At 70.8% G+C, this 18,365-nt stretch carries 21 protein-coding genes; 15 read left to right on the top strand and 6 right to left on the bottom strand.

The genetic code is table 11. The annotated features are described in order from the left end of the window. Nucleotides 1-4 precede the first annotated feature (4 nt). Both ACIRG5_RS36115 and ACIRG5_RS36110 read left to right on the top strand, forming a co-directional pair. Nucleotides 5-529 (top strand): PH domain-containing protein, encoded by a 525-nt coding sequence (locus tag ACIRG5_RS36115; RefSeq protein ID WP_402913437.1) that lies wholly within the window; start codon nucleotides 5-7, stop codon nucleotides 527-529. Continuing rightward, nucleotides 516-1,445 (top strand): hydroxymethylglutaryl-CoA lyase, encoded by a 930-nt coding sequence (locus tag ACIRG5_RS36110; protein WP_402913435.1) that lies wholly within the window; start codon nucleotides 516-518, stop codon nucleotides 1,443-1,445. Before ACIRG5_RS36115 ends, ACIRG5_RS36110 begins: the two co-directional genes overlap by 14 nt. Nucleotide 1,446: 1 nt before the next feature. Here ACIRG5_RS36110 and ACIRG5_RS36105 read toward each other — a convergent pair whose 3' ends face one another. After that, complete coding sequence (locus ACIRG5_RS36105; RefSeq protein ID WP_402913433.1) at nucleotides 1,447-1,884, bottom strand: MaoC family dehydratase; 438 nt, start codon at nucleotides 1,882-1,884, stop codon at nucleotides 1,447-1,449. Nucleotides 1,885-1,980: 96 nt separating this feature from the next. Here ACIRG5_RS36105 and ACIRG5_RS36100 point away from each other — a divergent pair, with 96 nt between their 5' ends. Genes ACIRG5_RS36100 through ACIRG5_RS36085 form a run of 4 tightly spaced genes read left to right on the top strand, consistent with a single transcriptional unit; the run spans nucleotide 1,981 to nucleotide 5,651 of the window. Continuing rightward, complete coding sequence (locus ACIRG5_RS36100; protein WP_402913431.1) at nucleotides 1,981-2,466, top strand: YbaB/EbfC family nucleoid-associated protein; 486 nt, start codon at nucleotides 1,981-1,983, stop codon at nucleotides 2,464-2,466. After that, nucleotides 2,463-2,777 carry a WXG100 family type VII secretion target gene (locus tag ACIRG5_RS36095; RefSeq protein ID WP_319975134.1) on the top strand — a complete coding sequence of 105 codons (315 nt, stop codon included), beginning with the start codon at nucleotides 2,463-2,465 and terminating at the stop codon, nucleotides 2,775-2,777. Before ACIRG5_RS36100 ends, ACIRG5_RS36095 begins: the two co-directional genes overlap by 4 nt. 1 nt (nucleotide 2,778) lies before the next feature. Next, on the top strand, nucleotides 2,779-5,400 hold the full coding sequence (locus tag ACIRG5_RS36090) for a TNT domain-containing protein (RefSeq protein ID WP_402913428.1): 2,622 nt from the start codon (nucleotides 2,779-2,781) through the stop codon (nucleotides 5,398-5,400). Then, the gene (locus ACIRG5_RS36085) at nucleotides 5,397-5,651 is read left to right on the top strand and encodes a hypothetical protein (protein ID WP_402913425.1); all 255 of its coding nucleotides are present in this window, start codon (nucleotides 5,397-5,399) and stop codon (nucleotides 5,649-5,651) included. Before ACIRG5_RS36090 ends, ACIRG5_RS36085 begins: the two co-directional genes overlap by 4 nt. On the opposite strand, the gene hisN is transcribed toward ACIRG5_RS36085, so the two are convergent. Next, nucleotides 5,632-6,411: a histidinol-phosphatase gene (hisN, locus tag ACIRG5_RS36080; protein WP_402913422.1), complete on the bottom strand. Its 780-nt coding sequence runs from the start codon at nucleotides 6,409-6,411 to the stop codon at nucleotides 5,632-5,634. The two genes, ACIRG5_RS36085 and hisN, sit on opposite strands and share 20 nt — an antisense overlap. A gap of 32 nt (nucleotides 6,412-6,443) precedes the next feature. On the opposite strand from hisN, the gene ACIRG5_RS36075 reads away from it, so the two are divergent. Together ACIRG5_RS36075 and ACIRG5_RS36070 are read left to right on the top strand one after the other, a co-directional pair. Further along, a complete protein-coding gene (locus tag ACIRG5_RS36075) occupies nucleotides 6,444-7,118 on the top strand; it encodes a response regulator transcription factor (RefSeq protein ID WP_330272542.1) in 675 nt (224 codons plus the stop codon). After that, a complete protein-coding gene (locus ACIRG5_RS36070) occupies nucleotides 7,118-8,392 on the top strand; it encodes an ATP-binding protein (protein ID WP_402913420.1) in 1,275 nt (424 codons plus the stop codon). Before ACIRG5_RS36075 ends, ACIRG5_RS36070 begins: the two co-directional genes overlap by 1 nt. Before the next feature lies 1 nt (nucleotide 8,393). Here the strand turns inward: ACIRG5_RS36070 and ACIRG5_RS36065 are convergent, their stop codons facing one another. From ACIRG5_RS36065 to ACIRG5_RS36055, 3 genes are all read right to left on the bottom strand, one after another. Further along, nucleotides 8,394-8,927, bottom strand: coding sequence for a GtrA family protein (locus ACIRG5_RS36065; RefSeq protein WP_402913417.1), 534 nt, complete (start codon nucleotides 8,925-8,927; stop codon nucleotides 8,394-8,396). Further along, nucleotides 8,857-9,456: a GtrA family protein gene (locus ACIRG5_RS36060; protein WP_402913965.1), complete on the bottom strand. Its 600-nt coding sequence runs from the start codon at nucleotides 9,454-9,456 to the stop codon at nucleotides 8,857-8,859. The genes ACIRG5_RS36065 and ACIRG5_RS36060 overlap by 71 nt, the downstream gene beginning before the upstream one ends. 112 nt (nucleotides 9,457-9,568) lie before the next feature. Next, nucleotides 9,569-11,791, bottom strand: coding sequence for a sigma-70 family RNA polymerase sigma factor (locus tag ACIRG5_RS36055; protein WP_402913415.1), 2,223 nt, complete (start codon nucleotides 11,789-11,791; stop codon nucleotides 9,569-9,571). Nucleotides 11,792-11,933: 142 nt separating this feature from the next. Between ACIRG5_RS36055 and ACIRG5_RS36050 the strand changes: the two genes are divergently transcribed. The 4 genes from ACIRG5_RS36050 (at nucleotide 11,934) to ACIRG5_RS36035 (ending at nucleotide 15,061) form a co-directional block, all read left to right on the top strand. Beyond that, a complete protein-coding gene (locus tag ACIRG5_RS36050) occupies nucleotides 11,934-12,701 on the top strand; it encodes a GGDEF domain-containing protein (protein WP_402913413.1) in 768 nt (255 codons plus the stop codon). A 109-nt stretch (nucleotides 12,702-12,810) separates the two neighbouring features. After that, nucleotides 12,811-13,191 (top strand): GntR family transcriptional regulator, encoded by a 381-nt coding sequence (locus ACIRG5_RS36045; protein ID WP_319975142.1) that lies wholly within the window; start codon nucleotides 12,811-12,813, stop codon nucleotides 13,189-13,191. Further along, nucleotides 13,188-13,982 (top strand): ABC transporter ATP-binding protein, encoded by a 795-nt coding sequence (locus ACIRG5_RS36040; protein ID WP_402913412.1) that lies wholly within the window; start codon nucleotides 13,188-13,190, stop codon nucleotides 13,980-13,982. The genes ACIRG5_RS36045 and ACIRG5_RS36040 overlap by 4 nt, the downstream gene beginning before the upstream one ends. After that, nucleotides 13,979-15,061, top strand: coding sequence for a hypothetical protein (locus ACIRG5_RS36035; RefSeq protein WP_402913410.1), 1,083 nt, complete (start codon nucleotides 13,979-13,981; stop codon nucleotides 15,059-15,061). Before ACIRG5_RS36040 ends, ACIRG5_RS36035 begins: the two co-directional genes overlap by 4 nt. Here ACIRG5_RS36035 and ACIRG5_RS36030 read toward each other — a convergent pair. Further along, nucleotides 15,019-15,777 carry an NAD-dependent epimerase/dehydratase family protein gene (locus tag ACIRG5_RS36030; RefSeq protein WP_402913408.1) on the bottom strand — a complete coding sequence of 253 codons (759 nt, stop codon included), beginning with the start codon at nucleotides 15,775-15,777 and terminating at the stop codon, nucleotides 15,019-15,021. The genes ACIRG5_RS36035 and ACIRG5_RS36030 overlap by 43 nt on opposite strands. A gap of 68 nt (nucleotides 15,778-15,845) precedes the next feature. Here ACIRG5_RS36030 and ACIRG5_RS36025 point away from each other — a divergent pair, with 68 nt between their 5' ends. The 3 genes from ACIRG5_RS36025 to purE are packed head-to-tail and all read left to right on the top strand — an operon-like array spanning nucleotide 15,846 to nucleotide 18,315. Next, on the top strand, nucleotides 15,846-16,670 hold the full coding sequence (locus tag ACIRG5_RS36025; RefSeq protein WP_402913405.1) for a helix-turn-helix domain-containing protein: 825 nt from the start codon (nucleotides 15,846-15,848) through the stop codon (nucleotides 16,668-16,670). Further along, the gene (locus ACIRG5_RS36020) at nucleotides 16,634-17,830 is read left to right on the top strand and encodes a 5-(carboxyamino)imidazole ribonucleotide synthase (protein ID WP_402913402.1); all 1,197 of its coding nucleotides are present in this window, start codon (nucleotides 16,634-16,636) and stop codon (nucleotides 17,828-17,830) included. Before ACIRG5_RS36025 ends, ACIRG5_RS36020 begins: the two co-directional genes overlap by 37 nt. Beyond that, nucleotides 17,827-18,315 (top strand): 5-(carboxyamino)imidazole ribonucleotide mutase, encoded by a 489-nt coding sequence (gene purE, locus ACIRG5_RS36015; RefSeq protein ID WP_319975146.1) that lies wholly within the window; start codon nucleotides 17,827-17,829, stop codon nucleotides 18,313-18,315. Before ACIRG5_RS36020 ends, purE begins: the two co-directional genes overlap by 4 nt. The last annotated feature ends 50 nt before the right edge of the window (nucleotides 18,316-18,365 follow it).

The following is an 18,365-nucleotide window of genomic DNA, read 5'->3' as shown; positions in this document are numbered from 1 at the left end:
GCCCATGGCCTATCCCGACGACCTGCTGAGCTCCGGCGAGCACGTCGTGATCCACAAGCACCCCCACTGGAAGATGCTGATCTTCCCGGTGTTCTGGCTGCTGGTGGTGGTCGCGCTCGGCACCTACCTGGCCGGGCTGGTCGGCGACCAGTCGTGGGCCGCCATCGCGTGGATCGCGCTCGCCGTCGTCGGCGCCGTGCTGATCCTGTGGCTGACGCTGGCGCCGGTGGCGCGCTGGCGGACGACGCACTTCATCATCACGTCGGACCGCGTGATGTACCGCGAGGGAGTGTTCAAGCGCACAGGCCTCGACATCCCTTTGGCTCGTGTGAACAGCGTCCGCTTCGAGCACAGTCTGGTGGACAGGGTGCTCGGCTGCGGCACGCTGATCATCGAGTCGGCCTCGGACGAGCCGCTCGAGTTCGACGACATCCCGTCCGTGGAGAAGGTGCACACCATGCTGTACCGCGAGGTCAACGACAACCCGGAAGACGACTTCCGCCCGGGAGTGGTCGATGGGCGCGCGTGAGGTCGGCCTGCCCGACGTCGTCGGCTCCGGCTCGCTGCCTTCGCGGGTGACGATCTGGGAGGTCGGCGCCAGGGACGGGCTGCAGAACGAGTCGGTCGTCGTGCCGGTGGCCGTGAAGCTGGAGTTCCTGGACAGGCTGGCCTCGGCGGGACTGTCCGTTCTGGAGGCCACGTCCTTCGTGCACCCCAAGTGGGTGCCGCAACTGGCCGACGCCGCCGAGTTGCTGGCCGGGCTGGAACAACGGCCGGGTGTCGTCTACCCCGTGCTGGTGCCGAACGAGCGTGGCCTGGACCGTGCCCTGGAGGCCGGGGTCACGCACATCGCGATCTTCGCTTCGGCCACGGAGACGTTCGCCTCCCGGAACCTGAACCGGACGCTGGACTCGCAGTTCGAGATGTTCGAGCCGACGGTGTCCCGTGCGCTGGCAGCGGGTCTGGACGTGCGCGGGTACGTGTCGATGTGCTTCGGCGACCCGTGGGAGGGGGCCGTGGCGCGGTCCCAGGTCGTGGCCGTGGGTGAGCGCTTGCTGGAGATGGGGTGCTCGCAGTTGTCGCTGGGGGACACCATCGGCGTCGCGACCCCGGGGCAGGTCGAGTCGTTGCTGGAGGGCTTCCGCGACGTTTCCCGGCTGGCCGTGCACTTCCACGACACGTACGGGCAGGCCCTGTCGAACACCCTCGCCGCGCTGCGTTGCGGTGTGACGACTGTGGACTCTTCCGCCGGTGGGCTGGGTGGGTGTCCGTACGCGGAGTCGGCGACCGGCAACCTCGCCACCGAGGACCTGGTGTGGATGCTCGACGGTCTGGGCATCGAGACCGGCGTCGACCTGGACGAGCTGGTCAAGACCTCGGCGTGGATGGCGGAGCAGCTGGGCCGGCCGTCCCCGTCACGTGTGGTGCGAGCGCTGACGAAGTAGGTCAGCCGCGCGCGGTGAACATTCCCGTCGCGATGAACCGGTAGACCAGCTCGTCGCCGCGCCTCGCCGTCCCCTCGAACTCCACCAGGCCGAGGTCCGGGCGCTTCTTCGACAGTCGCGCGCTCAGGACCTCGGCGGCGAACGTCAGCGTGTCGCCTGGGTAGACCGGGGCCAGCCACGAGAGTTCGCGGCCTCCCGGTGAACCCTGTGAGGTGGAGTCGGCGAGGACCGCGTCGACCCAGCTGCGCATCCACAGTGAGGCCGTGTACCAGCCGGAAGCGGACAAACCGCCGAAAATCGAGTTCTTGCCCGCGTCCTCGTCCAGGTGGAACGGTTGGGGGTCGAACTTCTTCGCGAAGTCCAGCATGTCGTCCCGGTCGACGATCACCTCGCCAAGCGGGATGATGCGGCCTGCGGGCAGATCCTCGAAGGCGATCACGTCGTTGATTCTAGTAACTGAATCCGCTGGGAACCGATCTATGGGCGACGGCGTCCTAGAGCCCGAGCCCAGGGCTATGCGTGTGAGGGGGACTCGGTGGACGACCACCGTGCGCAGGTCGAGGAGCTGCTGGCCGACTACCGGCGCAGCCGCGAGCAGCTGACCTCGGTTCAGCGCGAGCTCGCTGCCGTGTCCGCGACGGCTTCCAGTCCTGACGGGATGGTCGAGGCGACCGTGGGTCCCGGGGGCAAGCTCGTGGGGCTCGTGCTCTCCGAACTGGCCTATCGCAGGCATCGGCCCGAGCAGCTGGCCGAGTTGATCGTGAAGACCGTCGCCGCGGCCGCGGCCAGTGCGGCCGAGGACACCTATCAGGCGCTGAGCGCGGTGCTGCCCGCCGCGGCGGATCCTGCCGCTGTGGTCGCCGGTACCGCTGATCTGCAGCCTTCGGAGTACGCGTCCGACGAGTACGAGACCGTGGATCTGGGACGGCAGCCCGTTCGCCGCCGTGTCGACGACGACGAGGACAACGAGCAACGGGAGAGCTGGCTCGACTCCGATCTCATCAACAGGAGGGTCCGATGACCGGGTACTCGGCCGACCTCGAGCGCTTGGACGCCGGGGCGCGGGACTTGAAGGGCTTCGCCGGTCAGGCGACCGAGATCGCGGGGTCGCTCGACAGGGCGCTGGCCGCGTTCGGTGCCTGCTGGGGTGACGACGCGGTCGGGCGCAGTTTCGCCGCCTCGCACGAGAAGCCCTCCGGGGACGCGACGGGTGCGGTGTCCGGACTCGCGACCGTGCTCGGGGACGTGGGCGACAAGCTCGCCGCGACGGCCGAGACGTACCGGCACGTCGAGCAGAGCAACGCGTCCTCGATCAGAAGGCTGGAGGGCTGACATGGGCATCGAGCTTCCCGCCGAACTCACCGCCATCGCCGCCAAGGCCGGTGTCTCCTGGCCCAAGGCCGACGAGGACGCCATGCGTTCCAGCGCCACCGCGTGGCGCGAGGCGGGCGACAAGATCAAGAGCCTCGGAACCTCATCCGACGGTGCCGCCAACCGTGCCCTGGGCGGCATGACCGGCGGGACCGGTGACGCCGCGCGTGGCCGTTGGGCCAAGGTCGTGGCGCCGGACGGCGACTTCCAGCGCGCCGCCCGCGGGTGTCACGCCGCCGCCGACCGTCTCGACCACGCCGCCAAGCAGGTCGGCGCCGCGAAGGTCGAGATCGTCCGCGAGCTCGTGATCCTCGCCAAGAACAACGACGCCGCGACGGCCTCCGCCAACGCCGGCAACCCCAACGCGCTGCTCGGCCTCGACACGCTGACCAAGGGCGCCGCGGCCAACGTCGCGAACCTCCAGAACACGCTGAGCTCCGCGATCCGCCTGGACAGCGGCATCGACATGAACCAGGGCTCGCAGCCCGTCAACACCGCCCCCGGCGCCCACGGGCCCGGCGGTGGCGGTGGTGGCCTGCTGTCGCCCGTCACGAACATCGTCGGTGGCGTGGTGGCCCCGGTGGCGGGCGTCGTCGCTCCCGTCGTCGAGCCCGTCGCCGCCGTCGTCGCTCCGGTGACCGAAGGCGTGGCTCCGGTCGTCGGTGCGGTGACCGCTCCCGTCGCGCCGGTCGTCGGCGCGGTGACGGCACCGCTCGCGCCCGTCGTCGGTGCTGTCACCGACGCCGCCGCGCCGATCCTCGACGCCGCCGCTCCCGTCACCGCGCCCGCCGCCGCTGTGGTGCACCCGGTGCTCGACGCGGTGCCCGGTGGCCGTGACGCCGCTGGTCCGGTGTTCGACAACGGCAACGGAAACGGTGAAGGGCCCCGTGGCGAAAGTCCGGGCCGCGGCGAAGGCAAGGGGCCGGTGCCCGGCCTCGTGGCCGACGTGGGTAACGCGGTCGGCCCGGTCGCCGCGCCCGTCGCACACGTCGTGGCGGACGTGATCCCGAGCGTGCACGGCACCATCGGCCCGATCACCGAGGGCACGACCCAGGCTTCGGCCGCCGTGCTCGACCCGACGCTGGTGCGCGGCTCCGACGTGCACGGCCAGGTCTCCTCCGCTCCGCAGGCCGCGGCACCCGCTGCGGCTCCGGCCGCTCCCGCGGGCCCGGCGATGGGCGCGGCCCCGGCCGGTGGTCCGATGGGCGGCCCGATCGGTGGTGCCGTGGGTGCTGTCGGCGGTGCCGTGGGCGGCGCCGTCGGTGGTGTTCCGGCGGCGGCCTCCCAGGTCGGCGCCGTTGCGGGCCCGCAGGTCCCCGCGCAGCAGGGACAGGCAGGTCAGCAGGGCCAAGCCGCCCAGCAGGCCGCCAAGTCCGCCGACGCCAAGGCGATGGACGCGAAGGCCGCCGAGCTCAAGTCCGGTGAGGCCAAGGTCGGTGAGGCCAAGGCGGGTGCGCCGCAGGGCGTCGCAGGCAAGACCGGTGCGCCGGCTCAGGCCATGAGCGGCCAGTTCGGCAACCAGCCCGGCCAGGCGCAGAACCAGATCGGCACCCAGGGACCGGGCCAGTCCGGCAACCAGGGACCGAGCCAGAGCCAGTCCGGCACCCAGTCGGCGGGCCAGACCTCCGCGGTCACCAAGGACGCGCTGGCCAAGGACCAGGCGGCCAAGGACGCGCTGCTCCACGACTCGGAGTCCGTCGACTTCGATCCTGAGACGGGCTTCGGCCCGCAGAAGGTCGGCGACACCATCGCCACCCCGGCCGCTCCGGGCGCGGACGTCGACCTCGGGGCGACTGGCGCCGGAACCGGCACCCGCGAGACCGTCACCTCGGGACCGCTGGCGACCGTCGACCCCGGCGGCCATCCGGTCTCGCACGCACTGAGCGACCGCCTCGAAAACCGGGAGAACCAGGCCCTGGCCACCGGTGTCGCCGGCGAGATCATCGGCCACACCTACACCGCGGCGGCCGCCGGCAGCTGGTTCATGGCGATCTTCCTGAGCGCGGGCCGAGCCCCGCGCCTGGCCAGGAAGCCGGCTCGCCAGCTCCCGCCGCCCCCGCAGGCCGACGAGCAGGTCATCCCGAGGTTCGCCCCGGACGACCACCCGCAGCGCGTCGACACCTCCGACCCGCGACCGTCCGCGCAGTCCGGCGGCCTCGGCAAAGATCACCCGATCGTGCAGGAGCTCCTGGAGGGCCACGACCCGCTCGCGGGCATGCACGAACGCGACTGGGAAAGCCTGTTCCAGCACGAGGACGGCACCCCGCGCTGGCCCCTCGAACGCGAGGGCGGCTACGAGGACAGCCAGGCCGAGATCCTGAAGGAAGGCGCCGAACTGGACAGGTTCGGCACCCCGGAGGGCCGCGTCCTGAGCGCGGCGGGCACTCCGTTCGCCCAGCGCTCGCTGCCGCCCCGGGCAGCGGACGAGGGCTACCGGCGCTACCGCGTCACCAAGGACCTGCCCGTGCACCGCACGATCAGCGCGCCCTGGTTCGGCCAGCCCGGCGGGGCGAGCCGGTACCGCACCACCTACCCCGTCGCGGACCTCGTCGCGCTCGGCTACCTCACGGAGATCCCCGCATGAACGTCGAGTCGCTGCCCGAGTGGCTGACCAGGATCGGCGTGCCGGACGACGTCGTCAGCATCGGCGAGGAGACGGACCAGCGCTGGTGCCTGCTCACTGACGAGACCGGGCACGAGGTGTTCTGGCAGGAGCAGGGCAACCGCTACGACTGGGCCCGGTTCGACGACGAGAGCGTGGCGTGCCACTACCTCTTCGGCCGTCTCGCCTGGGCCCAGGTCGCGCGCGGAGGTCTTACCGTTCCAACAGCTTGAGCGCCGCCTCGTGCAGGTGGCCGTTCGACGTCAGCACACTGCCGCCGTCGTAGCGCTCCTCACCGTCCAGTGAGGTGAAACGGCCACCCGCCTCGGTCACCAGCACCTGGAACGGGGCGATGTCCCACGGGTTCGCCACGCACTCGGGCGCGAGGTCGATCGCGCCCTCGGCGACCAGGCAGTGCTGGTAGAAGTCGCCGAACGCGCGGCTCTCCCAGGTCGCGTCCACCAAACGCAGCCATGCGTCGCGAGAGTGGTACTCGACCCACGACTTGATGTCCGTTGTGGACACGTAGGCGTCCTCAAGAGAACGCACGCCCGACACGGAGATGGCGCGCTCACCGGAAGCGTCCGACGCGAACGCGCCTCCTCCCGCGGCGGCCCACCAGCGGCGGCCCATGGCGGGCGCGGACACGACGCCCACGACCGGGACGCCGTCCTCGACCAGGGCGATCAGCGTCGCCCAGATCGGCACGCCGCGCAGGAAGTTCTTGGTGCCGTCGATCGGGTCGAGCACCCAGACGCGCGCCGCGTCCAGCGTTCCGCCGCGTTCTTCGCCCATGACGACGTCGTCGGGACGCTCGGAAGCCAGCACGGCACGGACCGCGTCCTCCACCGCGACGTCGGCGTCGGTGACGGGCGTGCGGTCCGGCTTGCGCTCCACGGCGAGGTCGTGAGCGCGGAATCGGGTCGCGGTGATCGCGTCGGCGGCGTCGGCGAGGCGGAGGGCGAGTTCGAGATCAGCATCGTGGCGTGACACGCGGCGATCGTTCCACGAATACGCTGAGCCCCGTGAGCGTGGTGTTGCTGGCCGAGGACGATCCGGCCATCGCGGAACCTCTCTCCCGCGCGTTGACGCGGGAGGGCTATTCGGTGCAGGTCGTGGGCGACGGGCCAAAGGCCTTCGAAGCCGCCATCGCCGGGGGTATCGACCTCCTGGTGCTGGACCTCGGCCTGCCGGGCATGGACGGGTTGGAGGTGTGCCGCAGGTTGCGCCAGAGCGGCAGGGGCGTGCCCGTGCTGATGCTCACCGCCCGAGCCGACGAGGTCGACTTCGTCGTCGGGCTCGACGCGGGCGCGGACGACTACGTCGCCAAGCCGTTCCGCCTGGCCGAGCTGATGGCCCGCATCCGGGCCCTGCTGCGCCGTCGAGCGCCGGGGACGCTGGAGGTCAACGGCGTCCGCGTCGACCTGGCCGCCCGCCGCGTCACGGTCGACGGCGGCGAGATCCAGCTGGCGAACAAGGAGTTCGAGCTGCTCAAGGTGCTGATTCAACGGGCGGGGCAGGTCGTGAGCCGCGACGAGATCCTGTCCGAGGTCTGGAACGACCCGGACCTCAAGGGCAGCAAGACGCTCGACATGCACATGTCGTGGCTGCGCAGGAAGCTCAGCGACGGCACCCCGAACTCGGCAGAGAAGCGCATCGCGACCGTGCGCGGCCGCGGCTTCCGCTTCAACGCCGACTGATGCGCCGCCGGATCCTGCGGGCGATTCTGCTCGCCGTCGCCGTCACGGGTTTCGTGCTCGGCCTTCCGCTCGGCTACACCGCGCTCCAGCTCGTCGAGGACACCGCCCGCGGCAGCCTCACCGAACGAGCCCAGCAGATCGCGACGACGCTCGACGACCAGCTCGCCCAGCAGCAGAGCATCGACATCGACGCCGTCCGGGTCGCCATACCGACCGACGGCCGCCTCACGGTCATCTCGGCAGGCGTCACCAAGGCCACCGGACCCTCGCCGGGCGACGACCCGCTGGCCGTCGAGCTGACGATCGCCCAGCAGGGCACCGTCCGCCTGGAGATCCCCTCCGGGCCGATGCACACGCAGCAGGCCCAGGTGGCGGGACTGGTGCTGCTCCTGCTGGCGCTCTCGGTGGGCACCGGCACCGTCGTGGCCCTGGTGACGGCGCAAACGCTTGCCCGGCCGCTGGGGCACGTGGCCGCCCGCGCGTCCCGGCTGGGTGCGGGCGACTTCCGCGCCGACGAGCAGCGCTACAACATCGAGGAACTCGACGCCGTCTCCGAAGCCCTCGACACCTCCGCCACGGCACTGGCCCGCCTGGTCCAGCGCGAACGCGAGCTGGTCGGCGACGTCTCCCACCAGCTCCGCAGCCGTCTCACGGCCCTTCAACTGCGGCTGGAAGCCCTGGCGGAGCACCCGGAACCCGACACGGCAGCCGAGGCCCGCGCGGCCCTGGAGCAGGCCGAACGCCTCGCCGCCGTGCTGGACGAACTCCTCGCCGCCGCCCGTGCGGCCCGAGCAGTCGGCGCCGAACCGCTGGAACTGCGTCCCGCGCTGAACCTGATCGCCGAGGAGTGGCGCGAGCAGGTCAGGAGCCAGGGCAGGGCGTTGCGCGTGCGCGTCCCGGACGGCCTGCTGGCCCGCGCCACCCCCGCTCGCCTGCGCGAGGCCATCGGGGTGCTGCTGGACAACGCCCTGCGCCACGGCGAGGGGTCCGTCGTGGTCACCGCGCGCAGTGAAGAGGGCACGGTCGTGGTCGAGGTCAGCGACGGTGGCTCAGGCGTGCCGGACGACCTGGCGGCGCACATCTTCGAGCGCGGCGTCTCCGGCGGCGGCTCGACCGGTGTGGGGCTGGCGCTCGCACGGGCACTCGTCGACGCGGACGGCGGCCGGTTGGAGCTGTCCACGGCCCGGCCGGCGACGTTCGCCGTGTTCCTGCCGGTGCCGAAGGCTCAGGACGTGGTGGGCATCTCCTGGAAGACGCCGGGCACACCGCGCTGACCTACGAGTGGCCGAGTTCCTTCTCGTCCTCGATCGACCGCTTCTTGCGGCCGTTCTCCTCGGGGAACACCCACTTCTTGTAGCCGTACCAGCGGAACGCCATCGCGATGAGCGTGCCGATGATCTGCGCGCTCAGGAAGTCCGAGATCTCCTCGGTGAGTCGCGACACGTGCGGTTCCTGCAGGTGGAACACGTACCGCGCGATGTAGAGCGGGGCCGAGTTGAGGACGATGCCGATTCCGTTGACCAGGAAGAACAGCAGTGCCTCGTGGTGACGTTCACGGCCACCGCGGGTGCGGAACGACCACTCCCTGTTCAGGATGTACGACACGATCGTGGCGACCAGGGTCGCGATGATCTTCGCGGTGACCGGGTTGTTCGGCAGGATCACGATTTTGATCCCGAAGAACAGGACCGTGTCGATCACGAAGCAGGTGCCCCCGACCAGGGCGAACTTGACTAGTTCACGATGCTTCAGCGCGATCGACCGGAACGGCTCCGGAAACTTGGAGACCACTGTTTCGCCTAGGGACACGCGACGAGTCTACGGAGATCGGGTGAACGCGCCGGTCCGGCCGCGCGTCGGCGTCCGGGAACACCCAGCGCCGCATCGCCCAGAACTTGAACCCGGTGGCGAGCAGCATGCCGACGATCGAGCCCGAGACGAAGTCCGCGATCTCCTCGGTGAACACCGGGACGAACGGTGCCTGGAGGCCGAACAGGTGCCGCGACAACCACAGCGGCAGGATGTTGATGCCCACGCCCAGGCCGCTGACCAGGAAGAACAGTGCGGCTTCGTGGTGGCGTTCGCGGCCGCCGCGGGTGTGGAACGACCACTCGCGGGACAGCACGTACGAGGCGATGATCGCCACCAGCACGCCGATGACCTTCGCCGTGACGACCTTGTCGGTCAGCACGGTGAGCTTGAGCGCGTACCAGACGCCGTTGTCGATCAGGAACGTCGTGCCGCCGACCAGGGCGAACCTGATGATCTCGCGGTGCTTGTGCAACAGGAACTGGAGTGGTTCCGGCAACCGGCTCATGGCACGGCGAACGACTGGCAGCACCTGCCCAGCTTACGGATCAAGGTAACGGCCACGGCCTCCGGGTGTTACTTTCCGCCACCCTGAGGCACGTGACCTGCACGTTCAGTGACGACCAAAGATCAACTTTTGATCAACTTCGCGGCGCGGGACACGGCCACCCGAGCAGGTCGGGGATCAGCGGCGGCAGCAGTCCCGGCCACGGGTCGCACGGCTCCGAGGTCGGCGGTGGCGTGGTCGACGACGGTGGTGGCGGCGTCTCGGACGGGTTCGGCAGCGTCGGCACGGTCGTCGACGGCGAGGTCACCGTCGGCTCGGTCGGCTTCGTGGGGACCGTGGGTTCCGTCGGCTTGGTCACCGTGGGCTCGGTCGGCCGCGTCGGCTCGGTCGGTTTCGTGGGCTGCGTCGTCGTCGTGGTCGTCGGGGGAGCCGTCGTCGTGGTCGTCGGCGGGTTCGGCGGTTCCTCGCCCGGCGGGGCCGGCCAGGCCTTGACCGGCACGGTCACGGACTTCGTCACGTTGCCCAGCGTGGCCGTGACGGTGATGTTCCCGCCGCGGTGCCCGAACGCCCAGAGGGACATCCGGTACCGGCCGCCCTTGTCGAGGTCGGTGACGCAGCGGAGCGTCCTGCCGGCCGACGTGCACTCGCGGTACGGCGTGTAGAGCACGAGGTTCTCCGACGTCGACACGTCCAGCTTCAACGTGCCCGCACGCGGACCCGTGTTGCGCACCTCGACGTCTGCGCGCGGGTTCCAGAACATCTCGTCCTGCCACGTCTTCACGGAGAGTTCGAGGTCGTCGTTCACCGGTGGCACGTTGACCGCGACGTTGATGTTGACGGAGATCGCCGCGCCCGCGCTGATGACACCGGTGATGGTGCCGGGCACGGCGGCGTCGGTCGCGCGCAGCAGGAAGTGGAACGTCGCCTGTCCGCCGGGGGCGATGCCCTGCGGCGTCACGCAGGTGATCGTGCCGGTGCCGGCGGGGCAGTTCACGGTCTGGTCGGCCGAGCCGTCCGGTTGCAGCAGGCGCGCGGCGCCGAACGACGCGGGCCCGCCGGTCGAGACGACGCCGGGCGGCAGGTTCAGCACCATGCTCGCGGGCGGTGCCGCGGTGCCGCCGGTGTTCAGGATGGAGATCGGGAAGTCCTTGGGCTCCTCGCCGGGCGTCAGCGTGTACCCGCTCGGCGTCGTCGGCGTGAGCGACGGCGGCGTGGGAGCGGGCGGCTCGGGGGCCGGGGGCTCGGGAGCCGGTGCCGGCGGCGCGGGCGGAGTCACCGGGGGCGGCGGCTCCGTCGTGGGCTGCGGAGGCTGGGGCGTGGGAGCGGGCGGAACGGGTGCCGGCGGCACCGGCCGCGGCGGCTGGACCTGCGTCTGCGAGGGCGGCGGCTCGACGGCCTGGACCACGGGCGCCTGCTGTTCGCCACCGGCCGCGGCCAGCGCGATCGCCACAGCGGCGGCCACGGCGGCAGCGGATCCACCGACCGTGACGAGCTGACGGGGGATCGCGGCACCCACGGCGCCCGCACCACCCGCGGCCGCTCCGGCACCCACGACGGCCGTCGTGGTCCCGGCGGCGATCAGGTACGTCGTGGCGCCGATGCCCAGCACCAGCGGGGCGACGAAGATCCGCAGCGCGCCGTTGACGTCCGCGAGTTCGGCGGCCAGCGCGCGGCACCGGCCGCACTCGTCGAGGTGCGCCTCGACCTGCGTCGCCTCGCGCTTGGACAGGCCCGCGCGGGTCCAGGCGCCGAGCCGGTCGACGGTCGCCCGGCAGCGTTCCGCCTCCGTGTCGGTCAGGTGCATCTGCAGGTACTGCTGCTTGAGGCCCTCACGGGCGCGGTAGGCGAGCGCGGACACGCCGTTGGCCGTCAGCCCGAGCAGCGGGGCGACCTCGGCGGGCGACTGGCCCTCGATCTCGGTGTGCCAGAGCACCATCTGCCAGCGCTCGGGCAGGGCGGCGAACGCGCGGGCGGCCATCGACTTCTCGAGCCCGGCCACCGCGGTGTCGCTGAACTGCACCGCCGGCGCGACGTCGGTCATGTCCTCGGTGAGGTCGACCTTCTTGTCGCGACGGGTCTTGTCGTACGCGGTGTGCCGCAGCGCCGTGAGCAGATACGCGCGGAACGCCGAGTCGGGTCCGCGCCCGGCACGGAGCGTGTCCAGCACCTTCGCGAACGCCTCGGAGACGAGGTCGTCGGCCTCCGCCTGGGAGCGGGCCAACTGGCGGGCGAGGTTGTAGGCCGCCGAGACGTGGCGTTCGTACAACTGGCCGTAGGCGTCGATGGTCCCGCCACGCACTGAGTCGATCAGTTCGGCGTCGCTGGGTCCCTGGACGTCTGCAGGAACGATTGCCACGGTCTTCGTTTCCCTCCCTCGCGGCGCTCAGTGTGACTTACGGCGCCTGATGGAGTCATCTCAATCCCCCGCGCGGGTTGCGTCACGAACGAGCGACGGCTGCGTCTCCCACCTGGAATCGGGTGAGCTGAAGGGAGACCGGGTGGGTGTCGCACAAGCGGAACGCCTGCTGAAGTCGAGGTGGCGGACCGCCACCATGGCCGCAGGCTGGGCGTTCCCCGCAGACTGGCCGCTCGCCGAGGTCGACGACGTGTGCGCGGCGATGCTGGAGAACACCGACCCCGGCGACGCGCTGGTCCGGCTGGGCCGGGCTCGTGCCGAGGCCGGAGCGGGCCTGAGCGAGACGCTGCTGGACCTGGCCGCGCTGCACGCCGTGCTGACCACCGTGTCGCACGTCGTGTCACCGGACGTCGACTCGCTCCCCGCGCGGATGTTGCGCATGACAGCGCTGGGATGGGCGGACGTGGTGACGAAGCAGGCCGGCGAGTGCGCGGCCGAGGACCCTCTGACAGGGCTGGCGACCGCCGCGTACCTGCGCACGAGGCTCGGCGAGGTGTACCGGGAGACACCCGTCGCCTCGCTCGACTACGCGCTGGTCATGCTGCGCCTCGACGTGCACCGGGCCTCGGGATGGTCTCGTGTGGTCGCGATGACGCTCGCGTCCGACGCGTTGCGCACTGTCTTCGACGGTGGCGAGACGCTGGCGACCCTCGGGCCGTGCGTGGCCGCGGTGCTCGTTCGCCGTGACGAACTGCTGGCGCGAAGAGTGTCGAACCTCAGAGTCCTGGCGGCCGACCGGCTCGCCGACGACCCGCAGGTCCGGCCGGTCGGACCCGCCAAGGTCTGGGTCGAGCAGTTGCCGGACACGCACGCCGAGGCGCGTGCGCTCCTCACCTCGCTTGGGCGCTGACCCCCCTGTCCCGCGCCCACGGGCTCCCCGTGTCCCCACCGGGGTGGCTTCCCAACGCTCCGAGAAGTGTTCTATTGTGCTAGTTCACTAGAACAATCTGGGAGCGTGCGTGGTCGAGTTCCACGTTGACCGCGGCAGTGGTCTTCCCGCCTACCTGCAACTCGGCAGGCAGGTCAGGGAGGCCCTGAGGCTCGGCTGGTTGCAGCCGGGTGATCGGCTGCCGACGGTCCGCGACGTCGTCGCCACGAGCGGCGTGAACGCGAACACCGTGCTCAAGGCCTACCGCGAGCTCGAACTCGCCGGCCTCGTCGAAGCCCGTCAGGGCTCCGGCACCTTCGTCACAGGGTCCCTGGGGTCCGCCGCCCCCGAGGACCTGGACCCGTTGCGCGCCAAGCTCGCCGCATGGGTCGCGGAGGCACGCTCCGCCGGGTTGGAGGACGAGGACATCGACGCGCTGGTGCGCGAAGTGCTGAGTGGGGGAGCGCAATGAGCGTCGTTGCGGCCGAAGTGTCGAAGTGGGCTTTACGGGACGTCTCGTTCGAACTACCGCCGGGCAGCGTCACGGCGATGGTGGGAGCCAACGGCTCCGGCAAGACGACGCTGCTCAACGTGCTGGCCGGGCAGCTGATGCCGGAATCGGGCCACACGTCGATCGCGGGCCGGGTGGCGTACGTGCCCCAGCACAAGCCCATGTACAAGTCGTTCAGGGTCGCGGACGTGCTGGAGTTCGGCCGCCGCATGAACACCGTCTGGGATCACGACCGGGCCGAGCAGTGGCTCAACCGGTTCCGGATCCCGCGCAAGCTCCAGATCGAGGACCTGTCCGGTGGTGAGCGCACGCACGTGGTGCTCGCGCTGGCGCTGGGGTCCCGCCCGGACGTCCTGATGCTGGACGAGCCGCTGGCCGAACTGGATCCGCTGGCGCGCCGGAAGGTCATGCGGGAGTTGCTGACCGAGGTCAACGACAAGAGCATGACGCTGATCTTCTCCACGCACGCCGTGGGGGAGATCGCGGGTGTGGCCGACCGGTTGCTGGTGCTGTCGCGCGGCCGGCTGCTGGTGGACGGCGACGCCGACGAACTGCTGGAAGAGCACGTCCTCTACACCGGTCCGCACGCCTCGAAGTCACCCGTGGAGGGGCACGTGGTGCTGGCGAAGCACGGCAGGGCCCAGTCGTCGTTCCTGGTGAGATCGGGCGGCCAGCGGATCGACGAACCCTGGACAGCCCGGTACGTGACGCTGGAGGAACTGGTCGTGGCGCACCTGGAGCGTGACCTGTGAACCTGAACTCACTCATCTGGCTGACCTGGCGCCAGCACCGCTGGGCCATCTCCGGCGTCGGGACCGTCGCGCTGATCGCCATCTGGAGCCTGTGGTCGATCGAGGCGCTCGCGTTCGCCGAGTCCTCGATGCCGCTCGGCGGCTTCTACGCCCTGATCGTGCAGACCGCGTTCGGTGCGTTGGTCGGTGCGTTCTGGGGTGCTCCGCTGATCGCCCGCGAACTGGAGGAACGCACCTACTTCGTGGCGTGGGGTCAGGACGTCACGGCCGTGCAGTGGTTGCGCGGCAAGCTGATCGTGTTCGGTGGCCTGGCCGTGCTGCTGGCCGGGCTGATCGGCAACGGCGACGGCTACTTCGGTTCCGTGCGGACGTGGAACAGCTTCGAGGCCAACTCGCTCGTGCAGATCGGTTACGCCGCGCTCGGGCTCGCGCTCGGCGTGCTCATCGGTCTGTTGAGCAGGAACGTCGTGACGGCGATCGCGGTGACGATCGTGCTCTTCGTGGTCGTGCGCATCGTCCTGGCCGTGTTGGTGCGTCCCTTCTACTGGCCACCGGCACGCGTGATCGCCCGTTGGGAGGACACACCGGTAGTGCCCGAACGAGGCTTGGAGCTCGGCCACGGCTACGCCGGGTCCGACCTGCAACCGGTGCCCGCCCGGGGCGACTGCATGACGCCCGTCAACGAGACCAGCTGCATGCGCCGTGTGAACGCCGCCATCGGCACGTACGTCGATTACCAGCCGATCGAGCGCATGGTGTGGTTCCAGATCGCCGAGTTCCTGGTGTGCGCGCTGATCACGGTGGGCTTGCTGGCCGTGGTCTTCCGGCTGATGCGCAACGGCGGCGGGTGGAAGCCCTCCCGTGCGCACCGCCGCCTCGGTCCGCCGGTGCCCGAGCCCACGCCGGACGTGGAGAAGGCCTCCGAGCCCGAGCCCACGCCCGCCGTGGAGAAGTCCTCCGAGCCCGAGCCCGAGCCCGAGCCCGAGCCTGAGCCCGTGGCAGAGCCCGAGCCCGAGTCCGATCCCGCTCCGGGTGATCAGAGCGAGCCGGACACCGCCGCCGCCAAGGCAGAGGGGTAGCGCGGGCGGAAGCCGAGCACCCGCTGGGCGTGGTTGGTCGACACGATCCCGTGCCACGGGTCGAAGTCCTGCTGAACGGCCTCTTTGGGGGTGAGGCCGTTCAGCAGGTGCAGTTCCACGGCCGTGACCGGGTTGTCGTCGGCGATGTTGAAGATCCCGCTCTCGCCGGTGCCGAGGACCTTGCCGACCGCCTGTGCCACGTCTTCGTGGTGCACCAGGTGAAGTCGCTGATGTCCTGGCCACGTCGCCGCCCAGCGCAGCGATTCCTGGAGGTGCGGATCGCCGTCGCCGTAGACGAAGGCGAGCCGGAGGATCGTGGCCTCTCTCGCGCCGAGGACGGCCTGTTCGCCGAGAGCCTTGGTGCGGGGGTAGTCGCCGAACTCCTCGGCCGGGTTCGCGGGGTCGGTCTCGGTCGCGGGCCGGCCTAGTCCCTTGGGGTACACGAGGTTCGTGCTGATATGGACGAACAGCGGCACCTTCTCGCTCAGTTCGGCGAGCTTCCGCGTGCCGTGGACGTTCACGCCTTCGAAGTCGGTGCTTGTGCGGAGAGCAGCCGCCACGTGCACCACGGCGTCCACGCCGTCGACCAGTTCCTCCACCGCATCGGTGTCTTCGAGCCTCCCGGCCAGGGTGCGCACGTCGTGGTCCTGCTCCCGCAGCCGGGGGAGGAGCCTGCTGCCGACCCGTCCGGTCGAGCCCGTCATTGCGATCTTCATGTGATCCAGCGTCGGCCGGCGTCGTGCGTGCAGCCAGGGACAGTCCGGTCCTGGCTACCGTGGAGGGCATGCGAGAAATGGCGGACTTCCTGCGCAGCCGTCGTGAGCGGATGGCGCCGGTGGGCACCGGACGGCGACGCACGCCGGGACGTCGTCGTGAAGAGGTCGCGGTCGCCGCGGGCGTGTCCGTCGACTACTACTCGCGCCTCGAACAGGCCCGTGGGCCGCATCCGTCCGTGTCGGTCCTGAACGGCATCGCCCGCGCGTTGGAACTCGACGCCGACGAGTGCGCGCACCTGTTCCGGCTGGCGGGCGAGGCGGTCCCGGAGGAGCCCGCGTCGACGTCGATCCGGCCCGCTGTCCGGCTGCTGCTCGACCGGCTGCGTGACGACCTGGCGGTGGTGATCTCCGACCTCGGCGACGTGCTCGCCGCGACCCCGCGCGCCGAGCTGGTGTTCGGGGACGTCGTCGGCCGCAACCTGCTCAGGGCGTTCTTCCTGGGCGGCGAGAGCTGGGTGCCCGAGGAGGACCGCGAGGATGTCGCCCGCTCCCACGTCGCCGATCTGCGCGCGACCCTGGCCCGGCGCCCGGCCATGCGGCCGTTGGTCGACGAGCTGATGGCGAGCCCGCAGTTCGCCCGGCTGTGGGCGGAGCACGACGTGGCGGTGCGCCGCTCGGCCCGCAAACGACTGCGGCACCCGGTCGCGGGCCTGCTGGAGTTCGACTGCGAGGTGCTCGGCGCGCCCGAGCACGACCAGCGGCTCGTGATCCACGTCGCACCCGAGGGCAGCCTCACCGCGCAGAGGCTGGATCTGCTGGTGAGCGCGCGAGAAGCCGCAGGTAGAATGCCTGAACCGTGGACTCTCGTACCCGTCTCCCCGTCGTCGGAATGATCGGCGGCGGGCAGCTCGCCCGCATGACGCACCAGGCCGCGATCCCACTGGGACAGTCGCTGCGCGTGCTCGCAGTCTCCGAGAACGACCCCGCCGCCCTCGTCGCGCGGGACGTGGTGCTCGGCACGCACACCGACCTCGACGCGTTGCGCGCGTTCGCGAAGGGCTGCGAGGTCGTCACGTTCGACCACGAGCACGTGCCGCAGGAGCATCTGCGCGCGCTCGTCGCCGAGGGTGTGAAGGTGCACCCCGGTCCGGACGCGCTGCAGTACGCGCAGGACAAGCTCAAGATGCGGGTGCGGCTGGCCGAGCTGGGACTGCCGGTGCCGCCGTTCGCCGAGGTGCACGAGGTCCGCGACGTGCAGAAGTTCGGCGCGGCCCACGGCTGGCCGTGCGTGCTGAAGGCGATCCGCGGCGGCTACGACGGGCGCGGCGTGTGGATGCTGAACACCCCGCAGAGCGCCGAGCGGGTCGTCCCCGAGCTGCTGGAGGCCGGGATGCCGCTGATGGTCGAGCAGTGCGTGCCGATGCGCCGCGAACTGGCGGCCGTCGTGGCGCGCTCGCCGTTCGGGCAGGGCGCGGCGTGGCCGGTGGTCGAGACCGTGCAGTCCGACGGCATCTGCGTCGAGGTCCTCGCGCCGGCCCTCGCTCTGGACGGCGCCGAGGCCCAGGAACTGGCGCTGAAGGTCGCCGACGCGCTGGGCGTCGTGGGTGTGCTGGCCGTCGAGCTGTTCGAGACCGCGGACGGCGTGGTCGTGAACGAGCTAGCGATGCGCCCGCACAACTCCGGCCACTGGTCGATCGAGGGCGCGCGCACGTCGCAGTTCGAACAGCACCTGCGCGCCGTCCTGGACTACCCGCTCGGCCGCACCGACCTGATGGCGCCGGCCGTCGTGATGGCGAACGTCCTCGGGGCTTCCGACGTGCCCGCGATGGGCCCGGACGAGCGCGTGCACCACCTGTTCGCCCGGTTCCCGGACGCGCACGTGCACCTGTACGGCAAGGAGGAACGGCCGGGCCGCAAGGTCGGGCACGTGACGTTCCTCGGCAACGACATGACCGAGGTCCGCCACCGCGCGCAGCTTGCCGCTCAGTGGCTGTCCACGGGCGTTTGGTCAGACGGATACGACATTCACGGCGAGAAGCGGAGTGCGGAGTGACTCAGGTTGGCGTGATCATGGGCAGCGACTCGGACTGGCCGGTGATGAAGGCGGCCACCGAAGCGCTCGCCGAGTTCGACGTGCCGTTCGAGGTGAGCGTCGTCTCCGCCCACCGCACCCCGCAGCGCATGCTCGACTACGCCGGTTCGGCCGCCTCACGTGGTCTGCGCGTGATCATCGCGGGTGCCGGCGGCGCCGCCCACCTGCCCGGCATGGTCGCCTCCGCCACGGTGCTCCCGGTCATCGGCGTGCCCGTCCCGTTGAAGTACCTCGACGGCATGGACTCGCTGCTCTCGATCGTGCAGATGCCCGCGGGCGTCCCGGTCGCCACCGTCTCAGTCGGTGGTGCGCGCAACGCGGGCCTGCTGGCCGTCCGCGTGCTGGCCGCCTCGGACGTCGCACTGCAGGAACGCATGGCCCGCTTCCAGGCAGAACTCGAGCAGCTCGTACTAGACAAGGACGCGGCGCTGCAGAAGTCCCTCTGAGTGCTCAACAGCACAGCGGCGCCCGACGTGAACGGGCGCTAACATCGTGC

Origin of the sequence: Lentzea sp. NPDC102401, from assembly GCF_044765805.1 — a bacterium.
In the GTDB taxonomy this organism is placed as follows: domain Bacteria; phylum Actinomycetota; class Actinomycetes; order Mycobacteriales; family Pseudonocardiaceae; genus Lentzea; species Lentzea sokolovensis.
The sequence above is the reverse complement of the archived record's forward strand: the minus strand, read 5'-3'. Positions and strand labels throughout refer to the sequence as shown.

What these genes read in the sequence shown, in the direction of transcription:
- ACIRG5_RS36115 (WP_402913437.1), top strand. Translation starts at nt 5, where the DNA reads ATGGCCTATCCCGACGACCTGCTGAGCTCCGGCGAGCACGTCGTGATC.
- ACIRG5_RS36110 (WP_402913435.1), top strand. Translation starts at nt 516, where the DNA reads ATGGGCGCGCGTGAGGTCGGCCTGCCCGACGTCGTCGGCTCCGGCTCG.
- ACIRG5_RS36095 (WP_319975134.1), top strand. Translation starts at nt 2,463, where the DNA reads ATGACCGGGTACTCGGCCGACCTCGAGCGCTTGGACGCCGGGGCGCGG.
- ACIRG5_RS36090 (WP_402913428.1), top strand. Translation starts at nt 2,779, where the DNA reads ATGGGCATCGAGCTTCCCGCCGAACTCACCGCCATCGCCGCCAAGGCC.
- ACIRG5_RS36085 (WP_402913425.1), top strand. Translation starts at nt 5,397, where the DNA reads ATGAACGTCGAGTCGCTGCCCGAGTGGCTGACCAGGATCGGCGTGCCG.
- ACIRG5_RS36070 (WP_402913420.1), top strand. Translation starts at nt 7,118, where the DNA reads ATGCGCCGCCGGATCCTGCGGGCGATTCTGCTCGCCGTCGCCGTCACG.
- ACIRG5_RS36040 (WP_402913412.1), top strand. Translation starts at nt 13,188, where the DNA reads ATGAGCGTCGTTGCGGCCGAAGTGTCGAAGTGGGCTTTACGGGACGTC.
- ACIRG5_RS36030 (WP_402913408.1), bottom strand. Translation starts at nt 15,777, where the DNA reads ATGAAGATCGCAATGACGGGCTCGACCGGACGGGTCGGCAGCAGGCTC.
- ACIRG5_RS36025 (WP_402913405.1), top strand. Translation starts at nt 15,846, where the DNA reads ATGCGAGAAATGGCGGACTTCCTGCGCAGCCGTCGTGAGCGGATGGCG.